General features: G+C 52.6%; 19 protein-coding genes. 14 read left to right on the top strand and 5 right to left on the bottom strand.

What is annotated here, in order from left to right; all coding sequences use genetic code 11:
- Positions 1-23 precede the first annotated feature (23 nt).
- From WKJ04_RS13330 to WKJ04_RS13350, 5 genes are all read left to right on the top strand, one after another.
- Entirely contained in the window at positions 24-779 is a 756-nt protein-coding gene (locus WKJ04_RS13330; RefSeq protein ID WP_337880856.1) for a methyltransferase, read from the top strand.
- Positions 757-1644, top strand: a complete 888-nt coding sequence (locus WKJ04_RS13335; RefSeq protein ID WP_337880857.1) for an alpha/beta hydrolase — start codon at positions 757-759, stop codon at positions 1642-1644. Before WKJ04_RS13330 ends, WKJ04_RS13335 begins: the two co-directional genes overlap by 23 nt.
- A gap of 193 nt (positions 1645-1837) precedes the next feature.
- Positions 1838-3496 carry a long-chain-fatty-acid--CoA ligase FadD gene (gene fadD / locus WKJ04_RS13340; protein WP_337880858.1) on the top strand — a complete coding sequence of 553 codons (1659 nt, stop codon included), beginning with the start codon at positions 1838-1840 and terminating at the stop codon, positions 3494-3496.
- Positions 3497-3566: 70 nt separating this feature from the next.
- Positions 3567-4709 (top strand): ribonuclease D, encoded by a 1143-nt coding sequence (gene rnd / locus WKJ04_RS13345; protein WP_337880859.1) that lies wholly within the window; start codon positions 3567-3569, stop codon positions 4707-4709.
- A 159-nt stretch (positions 4710-4868) separates the two neighbouring features.
- Positions 4869-6236, top strand: a complete 1368-nt coding sequence (locus WKJ04_RS13350) for a DUF4397 domain-containing protein (RefSeq protein ID WP_337880860.1) — start codon at positions 4869-4871, stop codon at positions 6234-6236.
- 46 nt (positions 6237-6282) lie between these two features.
- Here WKJ04_RS13350 and minE read toward each other — a convergent pair whose 3' ends face one another.
- The 3 genes from minE to minC are packed head-to-tail and all read right to left on the bottom strand — an operon-like array spanning position 6283 to position 8073.
- Positions 6283-6549 (bottom strand): cell division topological specificity factor MinE, encoded by a 267-nt coding sequence (gene minE, locus WKJ04_RS13355; protein WP_337880861.1) that lies wholly within the window; start codon positions 6547-6549, stop codon positions 6283-6285.
- Positions 6550-6552: 3 nt separating this feature from the next.
- A complete protein-coding gene (gene minD / locus WKJ04_RS13360) occupies positions 6553-7362 on the bottom strand; it encodes a septum site-determining protein MinD (RefSeq protein WP_337880862.1) in 810 nt (269 codons plus the stop codon).
- 12 nt (positions 7363-7374) lie between these two features.
- Positions 7375-8073 carry a septum site-determining protein MinC gene (gene minC / locus WKJ04_RS13365; RefSeq protein WP_337880863.1) on the bottom strand — a complete coding sequence of 233 codons (699 nt, stop codon included), beginning with the start codon at positions 8071-8073 and terminating at the stop codon, positions 7375-7377.
- 141 nt (positions 8074-8214) lie between these two features.
- On the opposite strand from minC, the gene WKJ04_RS13370 reads away from it, so the two are divergent.
- From WKJ04_RS13370 to WKJ04_RS13390, 5 genes are read left to right on the top strand one after another with little or no spacing between them, the layout of a single operon-like run.
- Positions 8215-8496 (top strand): YcgL domain-containing protein, encoded by a 282-nt coding sequence (locus tag WKJ04_RS13370; RefSeq protein ID WP_337880864.1) that lies wholly within the window; start codon positions 8215-8217, stop codon positions 8494-8496.
- Complete coding sequence (locus tag WKJ04_RS13375) at positions 8493-9572, top strand: lytic murein transglycosylase (protein ID WP_337880865.1); 1080 nt, start codon at positions 8493-8495, stop codon at positions 9570-9572. Before WKJ04_RS13370 ends, WKJ04_RS13375 begins: the two co-directional genes overlap by 4 nt.
- Positions 9573-9574: 2 nt before the next feature.
- Positions 9575-10240 (top strand): fumarylacetoacetate hydrolase family protein, encoded by a 666-nt coding sequence (locus WKJ04_RS13380; protein WP_337880866.1) that lies wholly within the window; start codon positions 9575-9577, stop codon positions 10238-10240.
- An 8-nt stretch (positions 10241-10248) separates the two neighbouring features.
- Complete coding sequence (locus WKJ04_RS13385) at positions 10249-10740, top strand: YcgN family cysteine cluster protein (protein WP_337880867.1); 492 nt, start codon at positions 10249-10251, stop codon at positions 10738-10740.
- Between the two features lie 19 nt (positions 10741-10759).
- A complete protein-coding gene (locus WKJ04_RS13390; protein ID WP_337880868.1) occupies positions 10760-11362 on the top strand; it encodes a mechanosensitive ion channel domain-containing protein in 603 nt (200 codons plus the stop codon).
- A 71-nt stretch (positions 11363-11433) separates the two neighbouring features.
- On the opposite strand, the gene cysZ is transcribed toward WKJ04_RS13390, so the two are convergent.
- Positions 11434-12165 (bottom strand): sulfate transporter CysZ, encoded by a 732-nt coding sequence (gene cysZ, locus WKJ04_RS13395; RefSeq protein ID WP_337880869.1) that lies wholly within the window; start codon positions 12163-12165, stop codon positions 11434-11436.
- Between the two features lie 158 nt (positions 12166-12323).
- On the opposite strand from cysZ, the gene smc reads away from it, so the two are divergent.
- The 4 genes from smc to WKJ04_RS13415 all read left to right on the top strand — a co-directional run bounded on the left by smc (position 12324) and on the right by WKJ04_RS13415 (position 19176).
- Positions 12324-15731, top strand: coding sequence for a chromosome segregation protein SMC (smc, locus tag WKJ04_RS13400; protein WP_337880870.1), 3408 nt, complete (start codon positions 12324-12326; stop codon positions 15729-15731).
- Between the two features lie 19 nt (positions 15732-15750).
- A complete protein-coding gene (gene zipA / locus WKJ04_RS13405; RefSeq protein WP_337880871.1) occupies positions 15751-16572 on the top strand; it encodes a cell division protein ZipA in 822 nt (273 codons plus the stop codon).
- A gap of 90 nt (positions 16573-16662) precedes the next feature.
- Positions 16663-18693, top strand: a complete 2031-nt coding sequence (ligA, locus tag WKJ04_RS13410) for an NAD-dependent DNA ligase LigA (RefSeq protein WP_337880872.1) — start codon at positions 16663-16665, stop codon at positions 18691-18693.
- Entirely contained in the window at positions 18694-19176 is a 483-nt protein-coding gene (locus WKJ04_RS13415) for a DUF2919 family protein (protein WP_337880873.1), read from the top strand.
- Here WKJ04_RS13415 and WKJ04_RS13420 read toward each other — a convergent pair.
- Positions 19163-20779 carry a response regulator gene (locus WKJ04_RS13420; protein ID WP_337880874.1) on the bottom strand — a complete coding sequence of 539 codons (1617 nt, stop codon included), beginning with the start codon at positions 20777-20779 and terminating at the stop codon, positions 19163-19165. The genes WKJ04_RS13415 and WKJ04_RS13420 overlap by 14 nt on opposite strands.
- Positions 20780-21131 lie beyond the last annotated feature (352 nt).

Genomic DNA, 21131 nt, shown 5'->3' on the forward strand with positions numbered 1-21131 from the left:
CGGCAACACCGCAGTCTGCTGATTTGCAGCAATGGGTTGAACACCCAATCCGCAGTGCGGAAGACAGAGCCAGGGATCCTTACCGTCATCCGGTAGAAACCTTAAGTTTTTTTGGTTTACGGCCTGATATGAAGGTGCTGGAAATATGGCCTGCCCGAGGCTGGTACACCGAAATTCTGGCGCCTTATCTGAAAGGTCAGGGCAAGCTGACTCTGGCAACCTTTCGCAGTGACGATGGCAGTATGACCGATGATCGCAAGATTTTCTGGAGCCGTATTACCGAGAAGCTGAACCAGCACCTGGCCCAAAATGCCTCCCATTTTGGGCCCGTACAACAGCTGGAGTTTGACCCGCCAGCTTATATGTATATGGGACCAGTCAACCACTATGACATGGTGCTGTCTTTCCGCAACAGCCACATTTGGAATGAGCAGGGGTACCTGCTGGATGTGTTCCGGGCTGTGTTTGATGTGCTTAAACCCGGTGGGGTTTTTGGCCTGGTGGATCACCGAGCCAGCAAAGTTTCGGAGATCTCCAGCTCAGCAGTTGAAGGCTATCTGGATGAGTCCTATGTGATTCATGTGGCCGAGCTGGCTGGCTTTCAGCTGGTGGCTCAGTCAGAAATCAATGCCAACCCAAAAGATACCAAAGACCACCCGAAAGGGGTCTATGCCTTGCCGCCTACCTTGGCTATGGGGCTGGTCGATCGCAGCAAATACCTGGCCATAGGTGAAAGCGACAGGATGACGCTGAAATTTGTTAAACCCACATTGCAATAAAATGACCGGTGGTGCGCCATTGCTGCAACATCGGTATCTGTTACCCGGTGGCCTGACGCTGGCCGCCTGGCAATCTGCTCCGAAAGCACAACCTGACGCTCTCTGTCTGCATGGCTGGTTGGACAATGCCAACAGCTTTGCGCCTTTGGCGCAGCAACTTCCTTCTTATTCTTTATTGGCGCTGGATCTGCCTGGCCACGGCTGGTCGTCGCACAGAAGCCCGGACGCCAGTTACCACTTTCTCGACTACGTGCATGAGGTGGCCGGTCTGTTGCGCCAGCAGCAGTGGGGGCCGGTCACTTTGATAGGCCATTCAATGGGAGGCATGATCGCCTCTGTGCTGGCCGCTGTGCATCCTGAACTGGTGAAACAGCTCATCCTGATTGATGCGATTGGGCTGGTGGTGGGAGATGCCAGCCAGGTGGTGCAGCAACTGCGCAGCGCCAGCCAAAGCCGCTGGCAAAGTGAGCGTAAACAAAAGCCACTGTATCCGGATCTGGCCGCTGCTGCAAAGGCCCGCCTGCAGCAAGGCGATTTAGACCTCACAAGTGCGGTTTTGCTGGCAGAGCGGGGAACTGAACGGCTTGCTGATGGGTACCGCTGGCGTTCCGACTTGCGGCTGCGGGAATCCTCCATGTATCGGCTACTGCCAGAGCAGGCCGACCAGCTGTTGCGTGCCATCGAGTGCCCTGTGGTTGCGTTGATGGCCAAAGAGGGGATGGCGCTGATGCAACAGGCCAGGCAACGTTTTGCTCCTTGCTATGCCAGGCTTGAGGTGATTGACGTGGCTGGTGGGCATCACTGTCATATGACAGAGGTGGCAGTGCTGGCTGAGCAGATAGAGCAGTTTTTGCTGGTCAGCTGAAATTTTCTGCTGTTATAGTGATTATAAAAATGGATGATTCAGCGAACAATTGTACAAATAAAGCAATTATGGGATGATGCTGGATTAGAGTAAAAACTCGATGTTTGCTTTGCGGGCCGTCAACACTGTCCTGAACAAGGCAAAAAGCTCACTAAAATAATTATAAAACTGCCAATACCACGAGGAGAGGACAGTGGACAGAGTCTGGTTACAAAGTTATCCGGCTGGTGTACCAGCTGAGATCAATGCCGATCATTATCCGTCATTGTTAGAGGTTTTTTCCGAAAGCATTCAAGACTACGCTGACAAAACAGCGTACATCAATATGGGCAAAAGCATTACCTACCGTCAATTGGACGAGCTGAGCCTGAAATTCGCTGCTTACCTGCAACATCAGCTGAAACTGCAAAAAGGCGACGCCGTTGCCGTGATGATGCCTAACCTGCTGCAATACCCTGTATGTATTCTGGGTATTCTGCGTGCTGGCTGTGTGGTGGTGAATGTAAACCCGCTGTACACCCCACGTGAGCTGGAACACCAGCTGAATGACTCCAAAGCCAAAGCCATAGTGATCGTGGAAAACTTTGCCCATACGCTGGCGGATGTGCAGGACAAAGTTGGGGTTGACCATGTGATCCTGACTCAAATGGGTGACATGCTTGGCCTGCTCAAAGGCAGTATTGTCAATCTGGTGGTCAAGCATGTGAAAAAGCTGATCCCGGCGCACAAGCTGAAACACAGCACCACCTACAAAACTGTGATAGCGCAGGGGGATGCCAGCCGTTATCAGAAACCTGCGGTGGTCGGGGACGACCTGGCCTTTTTGCAGTACACAGGTGGTACCACTGGTGTTTCCAAAGGCGCCATGCTGACCCATCGTAATATGATTGCCAACCTGGAACAGGCGGCCGGTTGTCTGGACCCGCTGCTGAGCAAAGGCAAAGAGCTGATTGTGACGGCACTGCCGCTGTACCATATCTTTGCACTCACCGCGAACTTCCTGGTTTTTATGAAGTACGGTGGGACTAACCTGCTGATCACCAACCCGCGTGACATGCCCAATTTTGTCAAAGAGTTGGCCAAGTACCCCTTCACCGCGCTGACTGGGGTGAATACGCTGTTTAATGGTTTGTTGAATACGCCGGGATTTGCCCAATTGGATTTCAGTAAACTGAAACTGGCGCTGGGTGGTGGTATGGCGGTCCAACGTCCAGTCGCTGAACGTTGGCAGAAAGTCACTCATACCCGTCTGGTGGAAGGTTATGGTCTGACAGAGTGCGCTCCTCTGGTCACCGTCAGTCCTTACAATCTGCCTGCGTACAATGGCAGCATTGGTTTACCGGCGCCGTCGACCGATATCAAACTGGTGAACGACCAAGGGGAAGAAGTGGTCGCAGGCGAAGCGGGCGAGATGTGGGTCAAAGGCCCGCAGGTGATGAAAGGTTATTTCAACCGTCCTGAAGAAACGGCCAAAGTACTGAACGACGAAGGCTGGCTGGCCACCGGCGATATTGCCAAAGTGGATGCCGAAGGCTTCTTCTATATAGTGGACCGCAAAAAAGACATGATCCTGGTGTCTGGTTTTAATGTCTACCCCAATGAAATTGAAGAAGTGGTGGCCATGCACGACAAAGTGCTGGAAGTGGCTGCTGTGGGTGTGCCAAACGAAGCCACAGGCGAAGCGGTCAAAATTTTTGTGGTGAAAAAAGACCAAAGCCTGACCGATGCCGAGCTGATTAAACACTGCAAAGAACGTTTAACGGGCTATAAGGTACCGAAGCTGGTAGAATTCCGCACCGAATTGCCAAAAACCAATGTAGGAAAAATCCTGCGACGTGAGCTGAAAAGCTGACTCTGACAAACCGGCGAATTCGCCGGTTTGTTTTTTTCAGGGGCACGTAACGCCGGACACAGGACAGAGCATGAGCGACCAGTTAATCAGCAGCCAGACCGAACTTGACGATTTTTGTGCACAGGCCAGCAAAGCCGCTTGCCTGGCGTTGGACACCGAGTTTATCCGGCAAAGTACGCTTTACCCTAAACTGGGGTTAATTCAGCTGTTTGATGGCCACAGGCTGGCGTTGGTCGATCCTCTGGCCGATCTGGACTGGAGCAGTCTGCGAACCTTGTTGGTCAACCCTGCTGTGGTCAAGGTTATTCATTCCTGCACCGAAGATTTGGAAGCACTGGCCACCAAAAACCTGATCCGGATTGAACCTTTATTTGATACCCAGCTGGCCGCTGAACTGGTGGGCTGGGGCAGCAGCCTGGGCTATGCCAAGCTGGTGCATAAGGTAACAGGCAAAGAGCTGGACAAAAGCGAATCCCGCACCGACTGGCTGGCCCGGCCTTTAAGCCCACTGCAATTGCGTTATGCGGCCCATGATGTGGAGTATTTACTGCCGGTGTACCAGCAACTGCTGACCGAGTTGCAACAGAAAAACCAGCTGGACCTGTTGCTGGCAGAAGGCCGGCATCTGATTGAACGCCGCCATGTGTCCTGGCCAGATGCCTTTAAACATCTGGAAGTGAAAAACAGCTTTTTGCTGAACCCAAGAGAGCTTGCGGTATTGCGGGAGCTGGTAGTCTGGCGGCAGCAATACGCTGAACAGAAAGACATGGCGTTGGGCCTGATCTTTAAAGATTTCCATTTGCTGGATATTGCCAAACGTCGGCCAGGCAGCATTGAATCGATGCTGAATATTCCTGAGATCCCGCAGCGTGAAGTCCGCCGTCACGGCAAAACAGTGCTTATGCTGATTGAAAAAGCCAAGGCCTTACCGGCAGAGCAATGCCCTCACACCTTTTATCACCGTGATGTGTTTGGCGGGCAAAAAGAAGAGCAGCAAAAACTGCTGGATGCGATTAAACAGGCCGCCAGACAGGCAGGCATTCCGTCCGAATTACTGGCAGTACGTAAACAGGTAAATGAGTTGTTTAACTGGATATGGCGGATCAGTGACGATGAGCGCTCTGTGGTGCCTGTACCGGAGTTGTTACGCAACTGGCGTTTGCCGCTGTTAAAACCTTATCTGCCCGCTGTTGCCCATATTCAGTGGCCCTGAACTCTGTGAACAGCGGCAGCTTTACGTTGCGACAGTGCGGCCAGATCAATGAATTAAATGCAACATATTCTACCAATTTTTCACATAATTCCGACTGAACCACAGTCGGTCTGATGGCGTACTCCCTGTGCAAACAACGCAACACAGGGTGACATAACCATGAGATGGAAAACTAAGCTTTTTGCCGTGACTTTCCTGGTGCTTGGACTGAGCGCCTGCGATGACAATGATGAGGCTCCAGCCACTGTGGCAACCCCGCCAGCCGTAGTCAATGCGGATCTGTTGGTGGTGCATGCTGTATCCGACGCGCCTGATGTACAGGTGTCGGCCAACGGTGCTGTTGCAGTGCAGGATCTGGGCTATGGTGCTGCAGCCGGTCCACTGTCGCTGGCTCCGGGCGTGGTGGCTGCCAAGGTAGATGCCAGGTTACCGGGCGGTGCGCTGGCCACAGTGATCCCTGGCACAAACCTGACGCTGGAGCAGGACAACGATTATCTGGTCTTTGCAACAGGTAAAGCGGCGGACGCCAGTATCAGCCCTGTGGTGATCAGTACATCAGACCGTGGTATCGCGTCGGGCAATCTGCGCCTGCAGGTACTGCATGCCGCTGCTGGTGCGCCCACTGTGGACGTGCATCTGACGGCACCTGATGCTGCGATCGGTGCCGGTACTGTCACTGCAACGCTGGCGTTTAAAGAAGACACTGGCAGTGTGGATGTGCCCGCAGGCAACTACAGGGTGCGGATCACCTTACCTGGTCAGCTGGCGCCTGTATTTGACTCAGGTACCATCGCCTTACCGGCTGGCGCCAATTTTACCGTGGCAGCCATTGATAACCGCTTCTCCGGCCCGTCTCCCGTCTCTTTACTGGCGATAGAGAATGGCGGGGACAGGCTGGATATTATGGATGCAGGCACCACGGCTTCGGTGCGGGCAGTACACGATGTGTCTGATGCACCGGCAGTGGACGTGCTGGTCGATGGTGCCAAAGCATTCAGCAATCTGGCATTTCCTGAATTTACCGGTTATGCCGGCCTGGCTCCGGACACCTACAAGGTGCAGGTTGCGGCGGCTGCGGACAACAGCTTAGTGGTGATTGATGCCGATTTACCTCTGGAAAAAGGCAAGTTTTATTCAGTGCATGCGCTGGGATCGTTTGGCAACAACAGCATTGAAGCTCTGGTACTGGAAGATCATCCCCGTCGTATCGCAACTGCAGCGCAGCTGCGGGTGGTGCATGGTTCGACACTGGCTGGTGCTGTGGATCTGTATCTGACGGCCACAGCCGATATCAGTGGTGCAACCCCCACGTTGACAAACCTGCCTTTTAAAGCGGATTCCGGGTATCTGCAGGTGCCGGCCGGGGACTATTTTGTCACAGTCACAGCTGCGGGCAATAAAACTGCTGCCATTGGCCCTGTGGCTGTAGAGCTGATGGCCAATAAAATTTATACCGCCGTCGCCCGGGACGGGGCAGGGCTAGGGGCGGATGTTGGCCTGATTTTACTGGACGACTTTGTTAACTGACAAAAAAGGCCCGAAAGGGCCTTTTTTCTGACTGGAAAAAGGCAGCTCAGCTGCCCTTCTTTTCTTCCGGGAAGGTCACGTTCAGTTCCAGTACAGAGAGCTCGTCAGAACTTTTCTCCAGTGAAACTGATACCTGGTCGTCGGCGATATCGACATACTTGCGGATCACTTCCAGAATATCGCGCTCCAGTTGCGGCAGATAATCCGGGCTGCTGCGACGACGGCGCTCATGGGCCACAATAATTTGCAACCGCTCCTTGGCAGTCGAGGCAGTATTCTTTTTCGACGAGCGAAAATAGTCCAATAACGACATTGGTTAGCCTCCAAACAGACGTTTCAGTAAACCTTTTTTCTCCACATTCAGGAAACGGAAAGGCACATCTTCACCCAATAAACGGGCTACTGTGTCCAGATAGGCCTGGCCTGCATCACTTTCTTCATCCAGAATGACCGGTGTACCTGAGTTCGATGCATTGAGCACCGCCTGAGATTCTGGGATCACGCCCAGTAACTTGATGGCCAGAATTTCACCGACATCTTCCACACTGAGCATTTCCCCCTTTTCCACCCGTTCCGGGTTATAGCGGGTCAGCAACAGGTGCTCTTTAATACCAGACAGGCCTTGTTCGGCCCGACGGGATTTGCTGCTCAACATACCGAGGATCCGGTCAGAGTCACGCACGGACGACACTTCAGGGTTGGTGACCACCACAGCTTCGTCGGCAAAATACAACGCCATCATGGCGCCGGATTCAATACCGGCCGGTGAATCACAAATAATGTAATCAAAATCTTTGCTCAGATCGTTGAGCACACGCTCGACGCCTTCTTTGCTCAACGCATCTTTATCGCGGGTTTGCGACGCAGGCAGAATAAACAGGGTGTCAATGCGTTTATCTTTAATCAGTGCCTGATTTAAGTTGGCTTCATTATTGATGACATTGACAAAGTCATACACCACGCGGCGTTCGCAACCCATGATCAAATCCAGGTTACGCAAGCCAATATCAAAATCGATAATCACGGTTTTAAAACCGCGCATCGCTATACCTGTACCAATGGCAGCACTGGAAGTAGTTTTACCAACACCGCCTTTTCCTGACGTTACAACAATGATTTTTGCCATCGCAAAAGATCCTTAAAGCAAATCTGCTAAAACCAATTTATCGTCCTGCAAACTGATGCAGGCCGATTTCTCCCAGTATTCACCCTGCAGACTGTCACTAAGCCAGTAACTGCCGGCGATTGATATTAATTCTGCGGCTAACTTATGGCAGAACACCCGTTTACTGCTGTCTCCTGCGGCACCGGCAATGGCTTTACCACGCAAGGCACCGTACACATGAATATTGCCATCGGCAATGACTTCGGCACCGGCACCTACAGTACCACGAATCACCAGATCTGCACCTTTGGCATAAATTTGCTGACCAGAGCGGATGTTCTGTTCGACAATTTTGGTGTCCATCAGTACAGGGGCTGTGGGTGTCGGTGCGGTTTTTTCTTCTTTGTTTTCTTTGGCAGGTGTTTTGTTTTTGCTTAGTTGCAACGACGCCAAACCAGCCGCCTGAGCCGCTTTTTTCAGTTCAGCACTGGCGCCACAGACGCCAACCAGCACCAGCTCCAACTCAGCAAATACCTGCTTAATGGCGGCAAAATCCGGCACGTCCTGCATGCTTTCAATATTAATCACCACGGGAGCACGGTAGAAAAAAGCCGGAGCCTGGGACAGTTTTTGTTCCAGCTGAGTTTTTAATGCGCTGGCAGATAAATCCTGGCAATACAACACAGACAGAGGGAATAAACTCCCTTTTAGTTCAAAGGAATGATCTGACATAGATGAAATAGCGCTTATTTTTCTTTGATTTGTTAAGGCAAAATTCTTTGCAGCCCTTGCACGCTCTGATACGCAAGGCTGGTGCTTCATGTTATAGTTTGCGCACCCCCAAGGCAAGTTAGTCAGAGTAGTTTTTGCCCTATGTTATGCGCTATCTATAAAAGCCCAAAAAAAGACCAGACCTTTTTGTATGTTTTGCGCCGTGATGATTTCTCTGCGGTGCCGGACGCTTTGTTAAACAGCTTTGGTTCCCCCCAACTGGTGACGTTGCTGAACCTGGACAGCCGTGACCAACTGGCCAATGCCGACATTGAAAAAGTGCGGCATTTATTAAATGAACAGGGGTTTTATCTGCAAATGCCACCGCAGCAGGAAGACTGGTTAGCGGAGCATAAAGACTGGCTGCACAAGGAGCACCAATGAAGTTGAGCTGGTATGTGCCTGTGCTGTTGTCGGCCGGTTTACTGGCGTGTAGCCAGTCAGCAGCCAATGGCACAGTAGTCACCAAAAATGCGGCAACACCGGTGCCTGCGGCCACCGCGCCGGACAACAAACCAAGTTTCGCGCAGTATGCGGCCAGTTTAAAAAAAGAAGCAATTGAACGAGGCTACTCGCCTGAGCTGGTAAAGCAGGTGTTTGACAGCCTGCAACATTACAAATCGGCCGTGGTTGCAGATAAAAAACAACCCGAATTTGTCGAGACACTGGACACTTATTTGCCGAAACGAGTCAGTAAACAACGTATTGCACTGGCCCGTAAATTTTACAAAGAGCATCAGGCTGAGCTGGCCGCTATTGGCGCTAAATATGGCGTGCAGCCGCGTTTTATTATGGCGTTGTGGGCATTGGAAAGCAGCTTCGGCAAAATAATGGGCAACTACGCAGTGCCTTCAGCCTTAGCCACCCTGGCGTACGATGGCCGGCGCGAAGCGTTTTTCCGCAAAGAGTTTTTCCTGGCGCTGGATATTCTGGCGGCAGGCCATGTCAAGCTCGCCGATATGAAAGGGTCCTGGGCCGGGGCTATGGGGCAAAGCCAGTTTATGCCAAGCGCCTTTATGGCCTATGCGCAGGATGGCGATGGTGACGGCCATATCAATATCTGGCAAAGCCGGCTGGATGCCTGGGCCTCAATGGCAAATTATCTGAAAACCGAAGGCTGGGACCAGAGTCTGACCTGGGGACGGCAAGTGACAGTGCCGAAACAATTTGATTTCAGCCTGGTGATCCCAAAAGGCAGTAAAGACAGGGCGCAGTGGTTAGAGTGGTGGGCGCAATCGGAGCGTAGCCTGGCTGACTGGCAGGCGCTGGGGGTACGCACCGTTACAGGAGGCGCCTTACCCAAACGCGATATCCGTGCCGCTATGGTGATGCCAGACGACGAACATGGCCGGGTTTATCTCGCCTACAGCAACTACCAGACCTTGATGCACTGGAACCGCTCTTATTATTTTGTCACCAGTGTGGGCTATCTGGCCGACCTGATTATCAGCGAGGGCTGAGGATGAATTACCACCATCTGGACCAGCATGGCCAGCCGATAGCGCTGCCGCCCGGCAAAGTTTTGTGTATAGGCCAGAATTATCAGGATCATATTGCTGAGATGAACAGCAAAACAGCGCCTGAAGCTCTGTTTTTTATGAAAGCCTCCACCGCTTTGTGTCATTTGCAACAGCCACTGTTACTGCCGCAGGGACAAGGCGAGGTGCATAATGAAACCGAGCTGGCGGTGCTGATCCAAAGCCCACTGAGTAAGGCGTCTGAAGATGAAACCTTGTCAGCCGTCTGGGGTTATGGCCTGGCGCTGGATTTAACGCTGCGCGATGTGCAAAAACGTTTAAAGGAACTGGGCCGGCCCTGGGACATTGCCAAAGGTTTTGACCGGGCTTGTCCTGTGTCGGGTTTTGTTGCGGCTGCCCACATTGCAGACCCACAGCAGCTGGAGTTTTCATTGCAGGTCAACGGCCAGCCACGGCAAGCTGGACATACCGGCATGATGATTCGCTCAGTGGCGCGGATACTGGCGGAGCTGTCGCAGCATTTCACCCTGCTGCCGGGCGACCTGGTGCTGACCGGCACACCAGCCGGCGTCGGGCCTTTGTTGCCTGGTGACCACTTACGTATCGAACTGAATGACTTTTTTATAGTGCAGACCAGCGTGTCTGCGTAAGGCCTACTGTGTTAACTGAGAAATTCTGGGAACAGAAATCCCTGGAAGAGATGAGCACCCAGGAATGGGAAGCCCTCTGTGATGGCTGTGCCAAATGCTGCCTGAACAAATTTATTGACGATGAAGAGCAGGAAGGCCCGACGGATTACATCGACGATGAAGAAACGGTGTATTACACCAATATCGCCTGCCGTTACCTGAACAGCCACAAATGTGAATGTACCGTCTATGACCAGCGTACCGTGCTGGTGCCGGACTGCGTCAAGCTGACCAAAGAAAATTTAAAAGACATTTTCTTTATGCCAACCAGCTGCAGCTACCGCCGATTGTACGAAGGCAGGGGGTTGCCGTCCTGGCATCCTCTGCTCAATGGCGGAAAAAAGAGTCTGATGCATAAAAAACAGATGTCGGTACGCAATAAAACTATTTCGGAAGATGCGGTGGATATGGACAAGTTTGAAGATTATATCGTCAGCTGGGCGCTGAACGATTTGGATTAACTAAAAAGGACGAGTAAAGGTGCAACAAGTGATGCAATGGCTGGCTGAGTTGAAGGCCGTGTTTGCCCATTTCAGCCCGGCTCTGGTTCAGGCCATTATCAGCCTGGTGATTATTCTGTTTTACATTGTGCTGAGCCGGCGTATTGCGCCTTTTCTGTACAAAACCATCGCAGCCAGTGTGCTGAAAGAAGAAATGAACCGCCGCGCTTTGGTGGTGTTCCATATTCTGCTGTTTTTGCTGCTGGTGGTGATACTCAGTGTGGTCTGGGGCATTGATATCAAAGGGTTGCTGGTTCTTGCATCGTCAATGATCGCCGTAATTGGGGTGGCGTTGTTTGCCGCCTGGTCACTGATCTCCAATATCACGGCGTTTTTTATTATGCTCGGACAACGTAATTTCGCCCCGGGGGCAGAGGTAAAAATTATCGACGGAGGCAACCATATTGAAGGGCGGATACTGGAGATTAACCTGTTCAGCACCGTGCTTTTGACCAAACACAACGAGCAGGTGGTTTACCCGAATAACCTGATTGTGTCCCGGCCTGTGGTGGTGCAGCAGCAGTGCAGTATGCAGCCGAAAGCCAAACTGGATGCACGCTGGCGGCGTAAACCGGGGATCTAAACTTGGGGTCAGAGTCTGACTCTGACCCCAAACCTTTTGCCTTTTCCGCTGCCACAGCACCATCTTTCCAATCAGCTTTTACGCAAATGCTGGCTGCGCAGTGGTTTATAGCGGTAGTGATCAACCCACATGGCGGTGGCGCCGCAGACGGCGACGGGCATAATCAGCAGGTTAATCAGTGGCACCAGGCTCAGCAGGTACACACTCATACCAAAGCCCATACTGAGCTGCCACTGGTCACGTAACTCTTTACGCATGGTGGCAAAAGGAATTTTGTGGTTATCAAAGGGGTAATCGCAGTACTGCACCGCCAGCATCCAGCTGGAGAATAAAAACCAGAGTAACTGGCCAATACCTGGCAACACCCAGAACAACAACAAGAAACCTATGGCACGTGGCAGCAAATACAGCAGCTTTTGCCATTCGCGCCCCAACAATCGCGGAATGTCTTTGGTAAAAGCCCATAACCCTTGAGCAGGTAATGGCTGACCTGTCAGGTAAAGTTCGGTTTTTTCGGCCAGCAGACCATTAAAAGGCGCAGCAATAAAGTTGGCGATCATGGTAAAGGTCAGCGCCATCGTCATCACGATAGAAAACAGCGCCAAGGGCCAGATCAGGTACTGCAAAAAGCTCAGCCAGTCCGGTAAAGTCGCCGCCACCTGGTCCACCCAGGCCCCCAGTTGGCTCATCAGGTAAAAAAAGGCACTGGCAAATAACACCAGATTGATGGTCAAAGGTACCACCACATAACGCTTTAAGCCTTTGGTTTTAATCAAAGACAAGCCCCGCATCAGATACTGCATTTTCGGACTCCAGCTGAATTCTCTGATGCAAAGCATAAAAAATGCAGCCAATACAGGCAAATACAAATCGTAACTGCAAGTTTCAGTAATGACAGCGCAAAGGTGCTTCTGTTACAGTTTCGGCAGAACGATGATGCTGTGCTGTGATCCAGGGACTGATGCGTCTAAAGCAAATAAAACTGGCAGGGTTTAAATCCTTTGTTGACCCAACAGCTGTGGGCTTTCCCGCCCAGATGACCGCTGTGGTCGGGCCCAATGGCTGTGGTAAATCCAATGTGATTGATGCCGTGCGTTGGGTGCTGGGTGAAAGCTCGGCCAAAAATCTGCGTGGCGACGCCATGACAGACGTGATCTTTAATGGCTCCACCCAACGCAAACCTGTGTCACAGGCCTCGGTGGAGCTGGTGTTTGAAAACACCCAGGGCCGCTTGCAGGGCAGCCTGGCCGACCGCAGTGAAATTTCCATTAAACGCCTGGTTACCCGCGACGCCCAGTCCAGTTATTTTCTGAATGGCAGCAAATGCCGCCGGCGTGATATCACCGACATTTTCTTAGGCACAGGCCTGGGCCCGCGCAGTTATGCCATCATCGAACAGGGCATGATTTCGCGGCTGATTGAGTCCAAGCCAGCTGAACTGCGCATTTTTATCGAAGAGGCCGCCGGTATTTCCAAATACAAAGAGCGGCGGCGTGACACTGAAAACCGCATCAAACACACCCGCGAAAACCTGGACCGCTTAAGTGATGTGCGTGAAGAGCTTGGCAAAAACCTCGATAAGCTGAAACGTCAGGCGTCGGCGGCAGCCCGGTTTAAAGAGCTGAAAACGCAGGAACGTAAACTCAAAGCCGAGCTGGCTTGTCTGAAATGGCTGCATTTTCATGGGCTGCAGCAGCAGAGCGAACAGGAGATCCTGGCCAAACAAACTGAGATTGAAAAATTTCAGGCCAGCCAGTCTGGTGACGAGCTGCAGGTGCTGCAGTTAAAACAACAGCAGCAGGCGCAACGGGACAGCCATCAGCAGACGCAGGCGCGGTATTACCAGCTGGGCAATCAAATTACCAGGTTAGAGCAAAACCTGATGCATCAACGCCAGCAGCGCCAGCGTTTAAGTGACGAATTACGCAGCCTGCAGCTGACGCTGGCGGACGCTGACGAGCATCTGGCGCTGCAACTGGCACAGCAGCAGGAGCTGCAGGAGCAATTGTCTGGTTTTGGCCCTCAGTTGGCCCTCAACGAAGACCAGCTGGAGCAACTGACCGAACAACTGGAACAGGCCACTGAGCTGCTGGCCGAACAGCAACAGGGGCAACAGCAGCAGCTGCATCAGCGCCTGCAATTGCAGCAGCAAGTGCAGCAAAATCAGTTTCAGCAGCGCCATGAATTGGAGCAGCAACAGGCCGCAACCACCAGAGCCACAGAGCTGGCAGTTCAGTTACAGCTGTTGTCTGAGCAGCAACACCCAGACGAACTGGCAGAGCTGCAGCAGAAACTGGAACTGGAGCAGGCCACCTTGTTGCAATTGAGCACAGACATCACGCAGCTTCAGTCAGACTATGACCAGACAGAACTGCAATGGCAGCAGCAGCGGACTCTGGTGCTGCGGCTGGAAAGTGCGGAGCAAAACCTGCAACAGCAGCATCACAGGCTGGAACAAAAGTGGCAGCAACGGCAACAGCAAAACGCCGGCTTGCTGGCGCAGCTGGAACCAGAGCCAGCTTGGGCGCTGGCGGTAGCCACAGCCTTGTCCGGTTTGCAGCAGGCGACGGTGTCAGATCAGCATCAGGCGGCACCAAGCCAGGCCTATGTGGTGCGGCAGAGTGCGGATAAACAGCAGGGCAGCCTGGCTGCGGTGGTCAAAGGACTGGTGCCGGATTACTTTAATCAAATCAGGCTGGCCCAGAGTGCAGAACAGGCGCTGGCGCAACTGCCTACACTGGCGCCGGGCCAGTCGCTGATTTGCCAGGATGGTCGCTGGTTTGGTTCGAACTGGGGCCAACTGGCGCAGGATCAACAAGACAACAGCCTGGTTTTACAGCATGAGCTCAGCCAGCTGCAGCAGGAATTGCAGCAACTGGCCCCTGAACTGCGACAGCAACAGCAAGAGTTGCAGCAGCTGGACGCACAAAGGCAGCAACAAAAACAACAGCTGCTACAGCAGCAACAACAGAAAGAAGCACACCAGACGAAAGTGCAGCAGCTGACCACCTCGTGTCTGCTGGCAGAGCAGCAGCAACGTTTAAGTCAGCAGCAGTTGCTGCAGGCAGAACTGGAACTGAACAAAACACAGCAGCAACTGCAGCACACCACAGCACAGCTGGAATTATTGCACCAGCAACAGGATGAACTGCAGCTGGCACTGGAGCAACTGACTGAGCGGCAGTCCCCCCTGGAGCAGCAGGTACAGCGCACTCAGCAGCAGGTTCAGCAGTTGCGGCAGCAGTACGATGCCTGCCGCCAACAGGTGCAGCAACTGAGGCTGGAGCAACAATCGGCGCAAAAGCAGCTGGAGTTTCAGCAGCAAAGTCTGGAGCGGGGGAAGGCGCAACAACAACAATTACAGCAACGGGCTCAAGTGGTCGCTGATCAACTGGAAGAACTGGCTGAACCCGACACTGACCCGCAGGAAGAGTTACAGCTGTTGTTAGAGCAGCGCGCAGAACAGGAACTTTTGCTGGCCGCCCAAAGTCAACAATTACAACACCTGGACGAACAACTGCGGCAACTGGAACAAGGGCAACACGGACTAAACCAGTTACTGACACAAAAACAACGTGAACTGGCTGATTTACAGTTGTCTGCCGAAGGCTACCGGGTGCGGGCCAACAATATGCTCGAACAACTGACGGAACTGCAGGTGAACTTTAAAGAGCTGTCCGAAAGCCTGCCTGCCGAAGCGGATGAAGTGCAATGGCAACAGCAACTGGAGAAAACCCAGGACAGCATCAGCCGCTTAGGGCCTATTAACCTGGCGGCTATCGACGAATTTGAACAGCAGGACGAACGGAAAAAATACCTGGATGCGCAGCATCAGGATTTAACCGATGCGCTGGATACGCTGGAAACCGCCATTCGCAAAATTGACCGGGAAACCCGCCAGAAGTTTAAAGAGACCTTTGAGCAGGTCAATGAAGGGCTGCAAAATCTGTTTCCAAAAGTTTTTGGTGGCGGCAGTGCCTACCTTGATTTAACTGAAGAAGATCTGTTAGAAACAGGAGTAACTATCATGGCAAGGCCGCCGGGGAAAAAAAACAGTACAATTCACTTGTTATCGGGTGGTGAAAAAGCGCTGACAGCTTTATCATTGGTGTTTTCAATTTTCCGGTTAAATCCGGCACCTTTTTGTATGTTGGATGAGGTGGATGCGCCGCTGGACGACGCCAATACCGGCAGGTTTTGTAACCTGGTACGGGAAATGTCTGAGACGGTGCAGTTTATTTATATCAGCCATAACAAAATTGCGATGGAAATGGCAGCACAGCTGATGGGGGTGACGATGCAAGAACCCGGAGTCTCACGTGTTGTGGCAGTGGATGTGGAAGATGCCGTGAAAATGGCACAGGCCTGAGAACTAAAAGGTAAAAGAGATGGCTGAAGAATTACGTTATGTATTAATTATTCTGGGTGTGACCGGTATTACGGCGCTGGCGTTGCATGGCTGGTGGACGGTGCGGAAAAACAATCAGGATAAACTGAATTACGAACCTGAAACGCCGGAAGAAAAAGCCGATGGCTTTGATGAATTTGGCGTGGGTAAAAAGCGGGTACTGGCACCGGGTGAAAAGCCGCAGCCAAAACCTGCTCCTGCCGTACCGCCGAAAAGCAATAAATTACGTGAACCTGTGAAAGTGCGGCGTGAACCTGATCTGTCGGAACCTTCGCTGGATCTGGGCAGTTTTTCTGCAACTGACGAGCTGGATTTTGCTGCTGAAGAGCAGGCGGATTACGACGCAGTGCAGGACGAAGCGCCACAGGCGCCAGCCAACGAAGTGCTGATCCTCTATGTGCTGCTGCCGGAAGGTGAAGAAATCAATGGTTCGCTGTTGCTGCCAAGCCTGCTGACCTTGGGTTTTAAATACGGTGAAATGAATATTTTCCACCGCTTCCAGGACAATGCCGGTTCAGGCGACGTGTTGTTCTCTTTGGCGAACATGTTTAACCCAGGCACCTTTGACCTGGAAGACATCGACAAGATGAATACCCGTGGTTTAAGCCTGTTTATGACGCTGCCAGGACCAGGCGAAGCACTGCAAAACTTTAACCTGATGCACAGTGCGGCGAAAAAGCTGGCCGATGAGTTTGGAGGCCAGGTGCTGGACGGCCAGCGTTCTGTGCTGACAGTGCAGACGGTGCGTCATTACGTGGAGAAAATCCGTGAATTTCAGCGCAAGCAGCTGATCCACGGTTAATCCCGCATTGACCTTTGAATTGCACAGGCCCCGTTATGGGGCCTGTTTGTTTATCTGGCCTGTTGGCCTTTTGTCTACAAAGAGTTAACTATGACTTTAACTTCTGCCGCACGGGCGCAGCAGTTACGTGAGCTGCTGGCCCACCATAACTACCAGTATTATGTGCTGGACAACCCGTCCATTCCGGATGCGGATTACGATGCCTTGTTTCGTGAATTGCAGCAGCTGGAACAGCAGTTTCCAGAGCTGGTAACCGCCGACTCCCCAACCCAGCGGGTGGGGGCGGCGCCTTTAAGTAAATTCGGCCAGGTGACGCATCAAATTCCAATGTTGTCGCTGGACAATGCCTTTGACGCTGATGATTTCAGTGCTTTTTACAAACGGATGGCAGATCGCATCGATTTTAACGGCGACTTCAGTTTTTCAGCTGAGCCTAAACTGGACGGTCTGGCTGTCAGTATCCGCTATGAACATGGTCAGTTGGTGCAGGCCGCGACCCGGGGGGATGGTTTTACCGGCGAAGATATCACTGCCAATATCCGCACCATCCGGGCCATTCCACTGAAACTCCTGGGGGAGGTGCCCGCCGTACTGGAAGTCCGTGGCGAAGTCTTTATGCCGCTGGCGGGTTTTGAGCAGATGAACGCCAAAGCGCGGCAAAGCGGTGACAAGGTGTTTGCCAACCCACGAAACGCAGCGGCTGGCAGCTTGCGTCAGTTGGACCCGAAAGTCACAGCCACCCGGCCTTTAATGTTTTATGCCTATGCCATTGGCGCGCTGGAAGATGAAAGCGGGTTGCTCAACCACCAAAGCCATTTTCAGCGTTTAATGCAGCTGAAAGCCTGGGGCTTACCTGTCTGCCCTGAAGTGCAGCAGGTGCATGGGCTGGCCGCTGCGTTGGCCTATCAGCAACAGATCCTGACCAAGCGGGCACAACTGCCTTATGAAATTGACGGCGTGGTGCTGAAAGTCGACAGTCTGGCGCAGCAGCAGGCGTTGGGCTTTGTCTCGCGGGCACCACGCTGGGCTGTGGCTTTTAAATTTCCGGCCCAGGAAAAAACCACCACTTTGCTGGATGTCGAGTTTCAGGTCGGGCGCACCGGCTCTATTACGCCAGTGGCACGGCTGGAGCCTGTGGTGGTTGGTGGCGTCACCGTCAGCAATGCCACCTTGCATAATCAGGATGAAATTAACCGGTTGGGCGTGCAGGTGGGCGACAAAGTGATTGTTCGTCGGGCCGGTGACGTCATTCCACAAATTGTCGCCGTGGTGCTGGAAGAGCGTCCTGTGGACGCCAAAGAAATCCTGTTCCCGCAGCGTTGCCCTGTCTGTGATTCGGCCGTAGAGCGGGTTGAAGGCGAAGCGGTCGCCCGCTGCACTGGCGGCTTGTTCTGTGCGGCCCAGCAAAAAGAAGCGCTGAAACATTTTGTGGCCCGTAAAGCGCTGGATATCGAAGGCCTGGGCGACAAGCTGATTGACCAGTTAGTGGAGCAGCAACTGGTAAAAACACCGGCTGATATTTTCCGGCTGGAGTTCAGTGCGTTGGTGGGGCTGGAGCGGATGGGCGAGAAGCTGGCGCTGAAACTGCTGGCGGCTATAGAGCAGGCCAAACAAACCACCTTGCCACGTTTTATTTATGCATTGGGTATTCGCGAAGTGGGGGAGGCCACGGCCCTGAACCTGGCGAATCACTTTACGACGCTGGACGCAGTGCAGCAGGCCAGCCTGGAACAACTGCTGGCCGTCAATGATGTCGGCGCTGTGGTGGCCGGGCAAATTCAGCGCTTTTTTGCCGAACCCCACAACCAGGCAGTGATTGCAGAGCTGCTTGAACTGGGTCTGCACTGGCCTGTGATTGAACAGAAGCAGCAAAGTGAGCAGCCTTTGGCGGGTTTGACGCTGGTGCTGACCGGCACCTTGCTGGCGATGGGCCGGGATGAAGCCAAAGATAAATTGCAGCGGCTGGGGGCTAAGGTGTCGGGGTCAGTGTCGGCCAAAACCTATGCGGTGATCGCAGGGGACAATGCTGGCTCCAAACTGGCCAAAGCCACAGAGCTAAATGTACCGGTCTGGACAGAACAACAAATGCTGGATTTATTCACTGCGCATGGCCTCAATTAAATGAAACGTTATTTTGAACTGGATGAGCATGGGCTGGTGCGTATTCCCTGGATGTTTTATGCCCTGTTGCTGGTGTTGTTGCGGCCCTATCTGCTTTGGGTGGTTGTGCTGACCATGCGGGAAGGCGGCGACAGCATGATGAAGCTGGTTTATCCAGATTCAGAAGATTTCTTGCTGGCTTGTCTGATAGCGCTGCCTGCATTGGTGCTGACACTGGTGTTGTCACAACGCAAAGACAAAGGCTGGCGAGGGTGTTTTGTGCTGTGGCGTCACTGCAGATGGCCGCTGATTGCGACGGCGTTGCTGGACCTGGGCCACAGCCTGACGCATTTACCTGCCTTTGTCACGGTCACCGCGCCCTGGCTTCTGCTGGCTCCAATAGCGCTGGGTATTGGCTCCGTCTGGCTGCTGCGCAGTTACCGGCTTAAGCTGGTACTCAGCGAATGGCCTGAACCACCCGCTTCAGCGGCTAAATTGCAATAGATTCCCGACCTTGCAACTGCTGCCAGCGTTGTTGCTGGTCTTTACTCAGCCTGGAGTTGACCAGCAGCATTTCACATTGCCGCTCCAGACGGGATGCCAGTTCATTGTCGAGCTGCGCTTTCCCTGAACGCAATGCCTGCAGCAGATTGAGCGCAATACCTGCATTGGACGGCATAACCTGAAATGCCTGTATAAAAGCCTGCAGTGCGTCCTGCCAGCGCCCTTGCTCGTACATGGCGACGGCGTTGTTATTAAATTCGCGCGGCCCCATAGGTAAAGCGGCGCGTTCTTTTTGCTCCTGCTGCAGATAGCGGACAAACACCGGGTCCACCCCGTGCTCTTGCTGGCTGTCCAGTGTCAACTGGCTCAGGAGCTGACGCGAGGCACTTAGTAAGCCCACTTCATGCAAGGCTTTGGCTTTATCCAACGCATCTTCCAGTCGCTCTGGCTGAGGCGATTTTTGCAGCTCCAGCAATAAGGTTTTAGCTTTATCAATTTGTTCCTTCAGGTAAAGCAGTCGGGCCTGTAACACCAGTTGCTGCTCTTCTTTTGGTTGATCAGGAAAAGCTTTACGCATACTGCTTAAGGTTTCATTGGCCACTTTGGACAGTCGGCTGCTTTGTTCTTCTTCGCTGGTGGTCAGCGCATAATCTATGCAGGAACGCGCCAGGTTCAGATACAGATCCGGCTGTTCAAACACGGAATAACGGGCGAACTTCACCAGATCCCTGGCTGCTTTGTACTGGTTCTCATAGTCGTGGTTCAGGCGTGACAGGTTGAGCAGTTTTTGCTGGCGTAGCAGATTACGTGGGGCCAGCGATGCGGCCTGCTTCAGTTCGGCCTGGGCTTTATCAAACAGATGTTGCTGCAGATAAATGCTGGATAACAGGTCCAGCGCCATCAGTTTGTAATCTGACTTTTTCAGCAGCAGCTGCAGCAGAGAAATGGCCTGGCTGAATTCCCCCCGCTCGACCAGGCAGCGGGCCAGCCCAAGCCGGGCCCAGGGGAGGGGCTCTCTGTCCAGAATAGCATCGTAAAACTGTTCGGCTTCTGCCCACCTGTTGCTGCTGATCAGAATTTCACCGCGGGTTTTCCTGAGCAGCGGAGCGTACTTTGGCAAAGAATTTTGTTTTAGCCACTGATCAATCTGTTGAATGGCCCCTACAGTCTTGTTTTGGTCCAGCAGTTCGTACAGGGGTTTCAACTGCTGCTTACGCAGCATGGTTCGTTCAATGCGGGTTTTTAAATCCTTGATGGAAAACGGCTTCACCATAAATTCGTCTGGCTGCAGCTCCAGTACGCTGTGTACCAGTGACGGGTCAGTGTCGGCACTGATAAAGATAAAACCCGTGCTGTGCCGGTACAGATTGCGGGCTTTGAGCTCCTGATACAGCTGATAGCCATCTTTGCCATCCAGATTAAAAGAGCAGATCACCAAGTCAAAAAACTTGTCCTGATACAAAGCCAGCGCATTGCTGGCATTTTCCGCATGACTGAAACTCAGAAAGCCGAGCGTCTCCAGCGCAAAGCGCAGGTAGTTCTGTAAAATGGGTTGCTCATCCACAATCAGAATGCGGATATCGCGGCTCAGCTGATCAGTCATGCGTCTTTAAGGGTTTTTATCATTTCTATCAAATATAGATATTAAAGCGCTAATTGATGCAGCAAGGCCAGTAAAATTCGGCGAAATTTGAAAATTTTGCTAATTTGGGGATTGAGGTTAGTGAATTGTAAAAAGTTTTGGAGTGGCGGTGCAATCAGCGCACTGACAAGGCTTCTGGAATTTTTATGGAGTTATGGTGGATGGTACTGGGTTCGAACCAGTGGCAACCGTGTTGTCATAGAAAGCGGGCGGTGCGTTCAGCGCACTGACAAGGCTTCTGGAATTTTTTACAGGAAGTTATGGTGGATGGTACTGGGTTCGAACCAGTGACCCCCGCCTTGTAAGGGCGGTG

It is taken from the genome of Rheinheimera sp. (genome assembly GCF_037442345.1).
GTDB lineage: Bacteria > Pseudomonadota > Gammaproteobacteria > Enterobacterales > Alteromonadaceae > Pararheinheimera.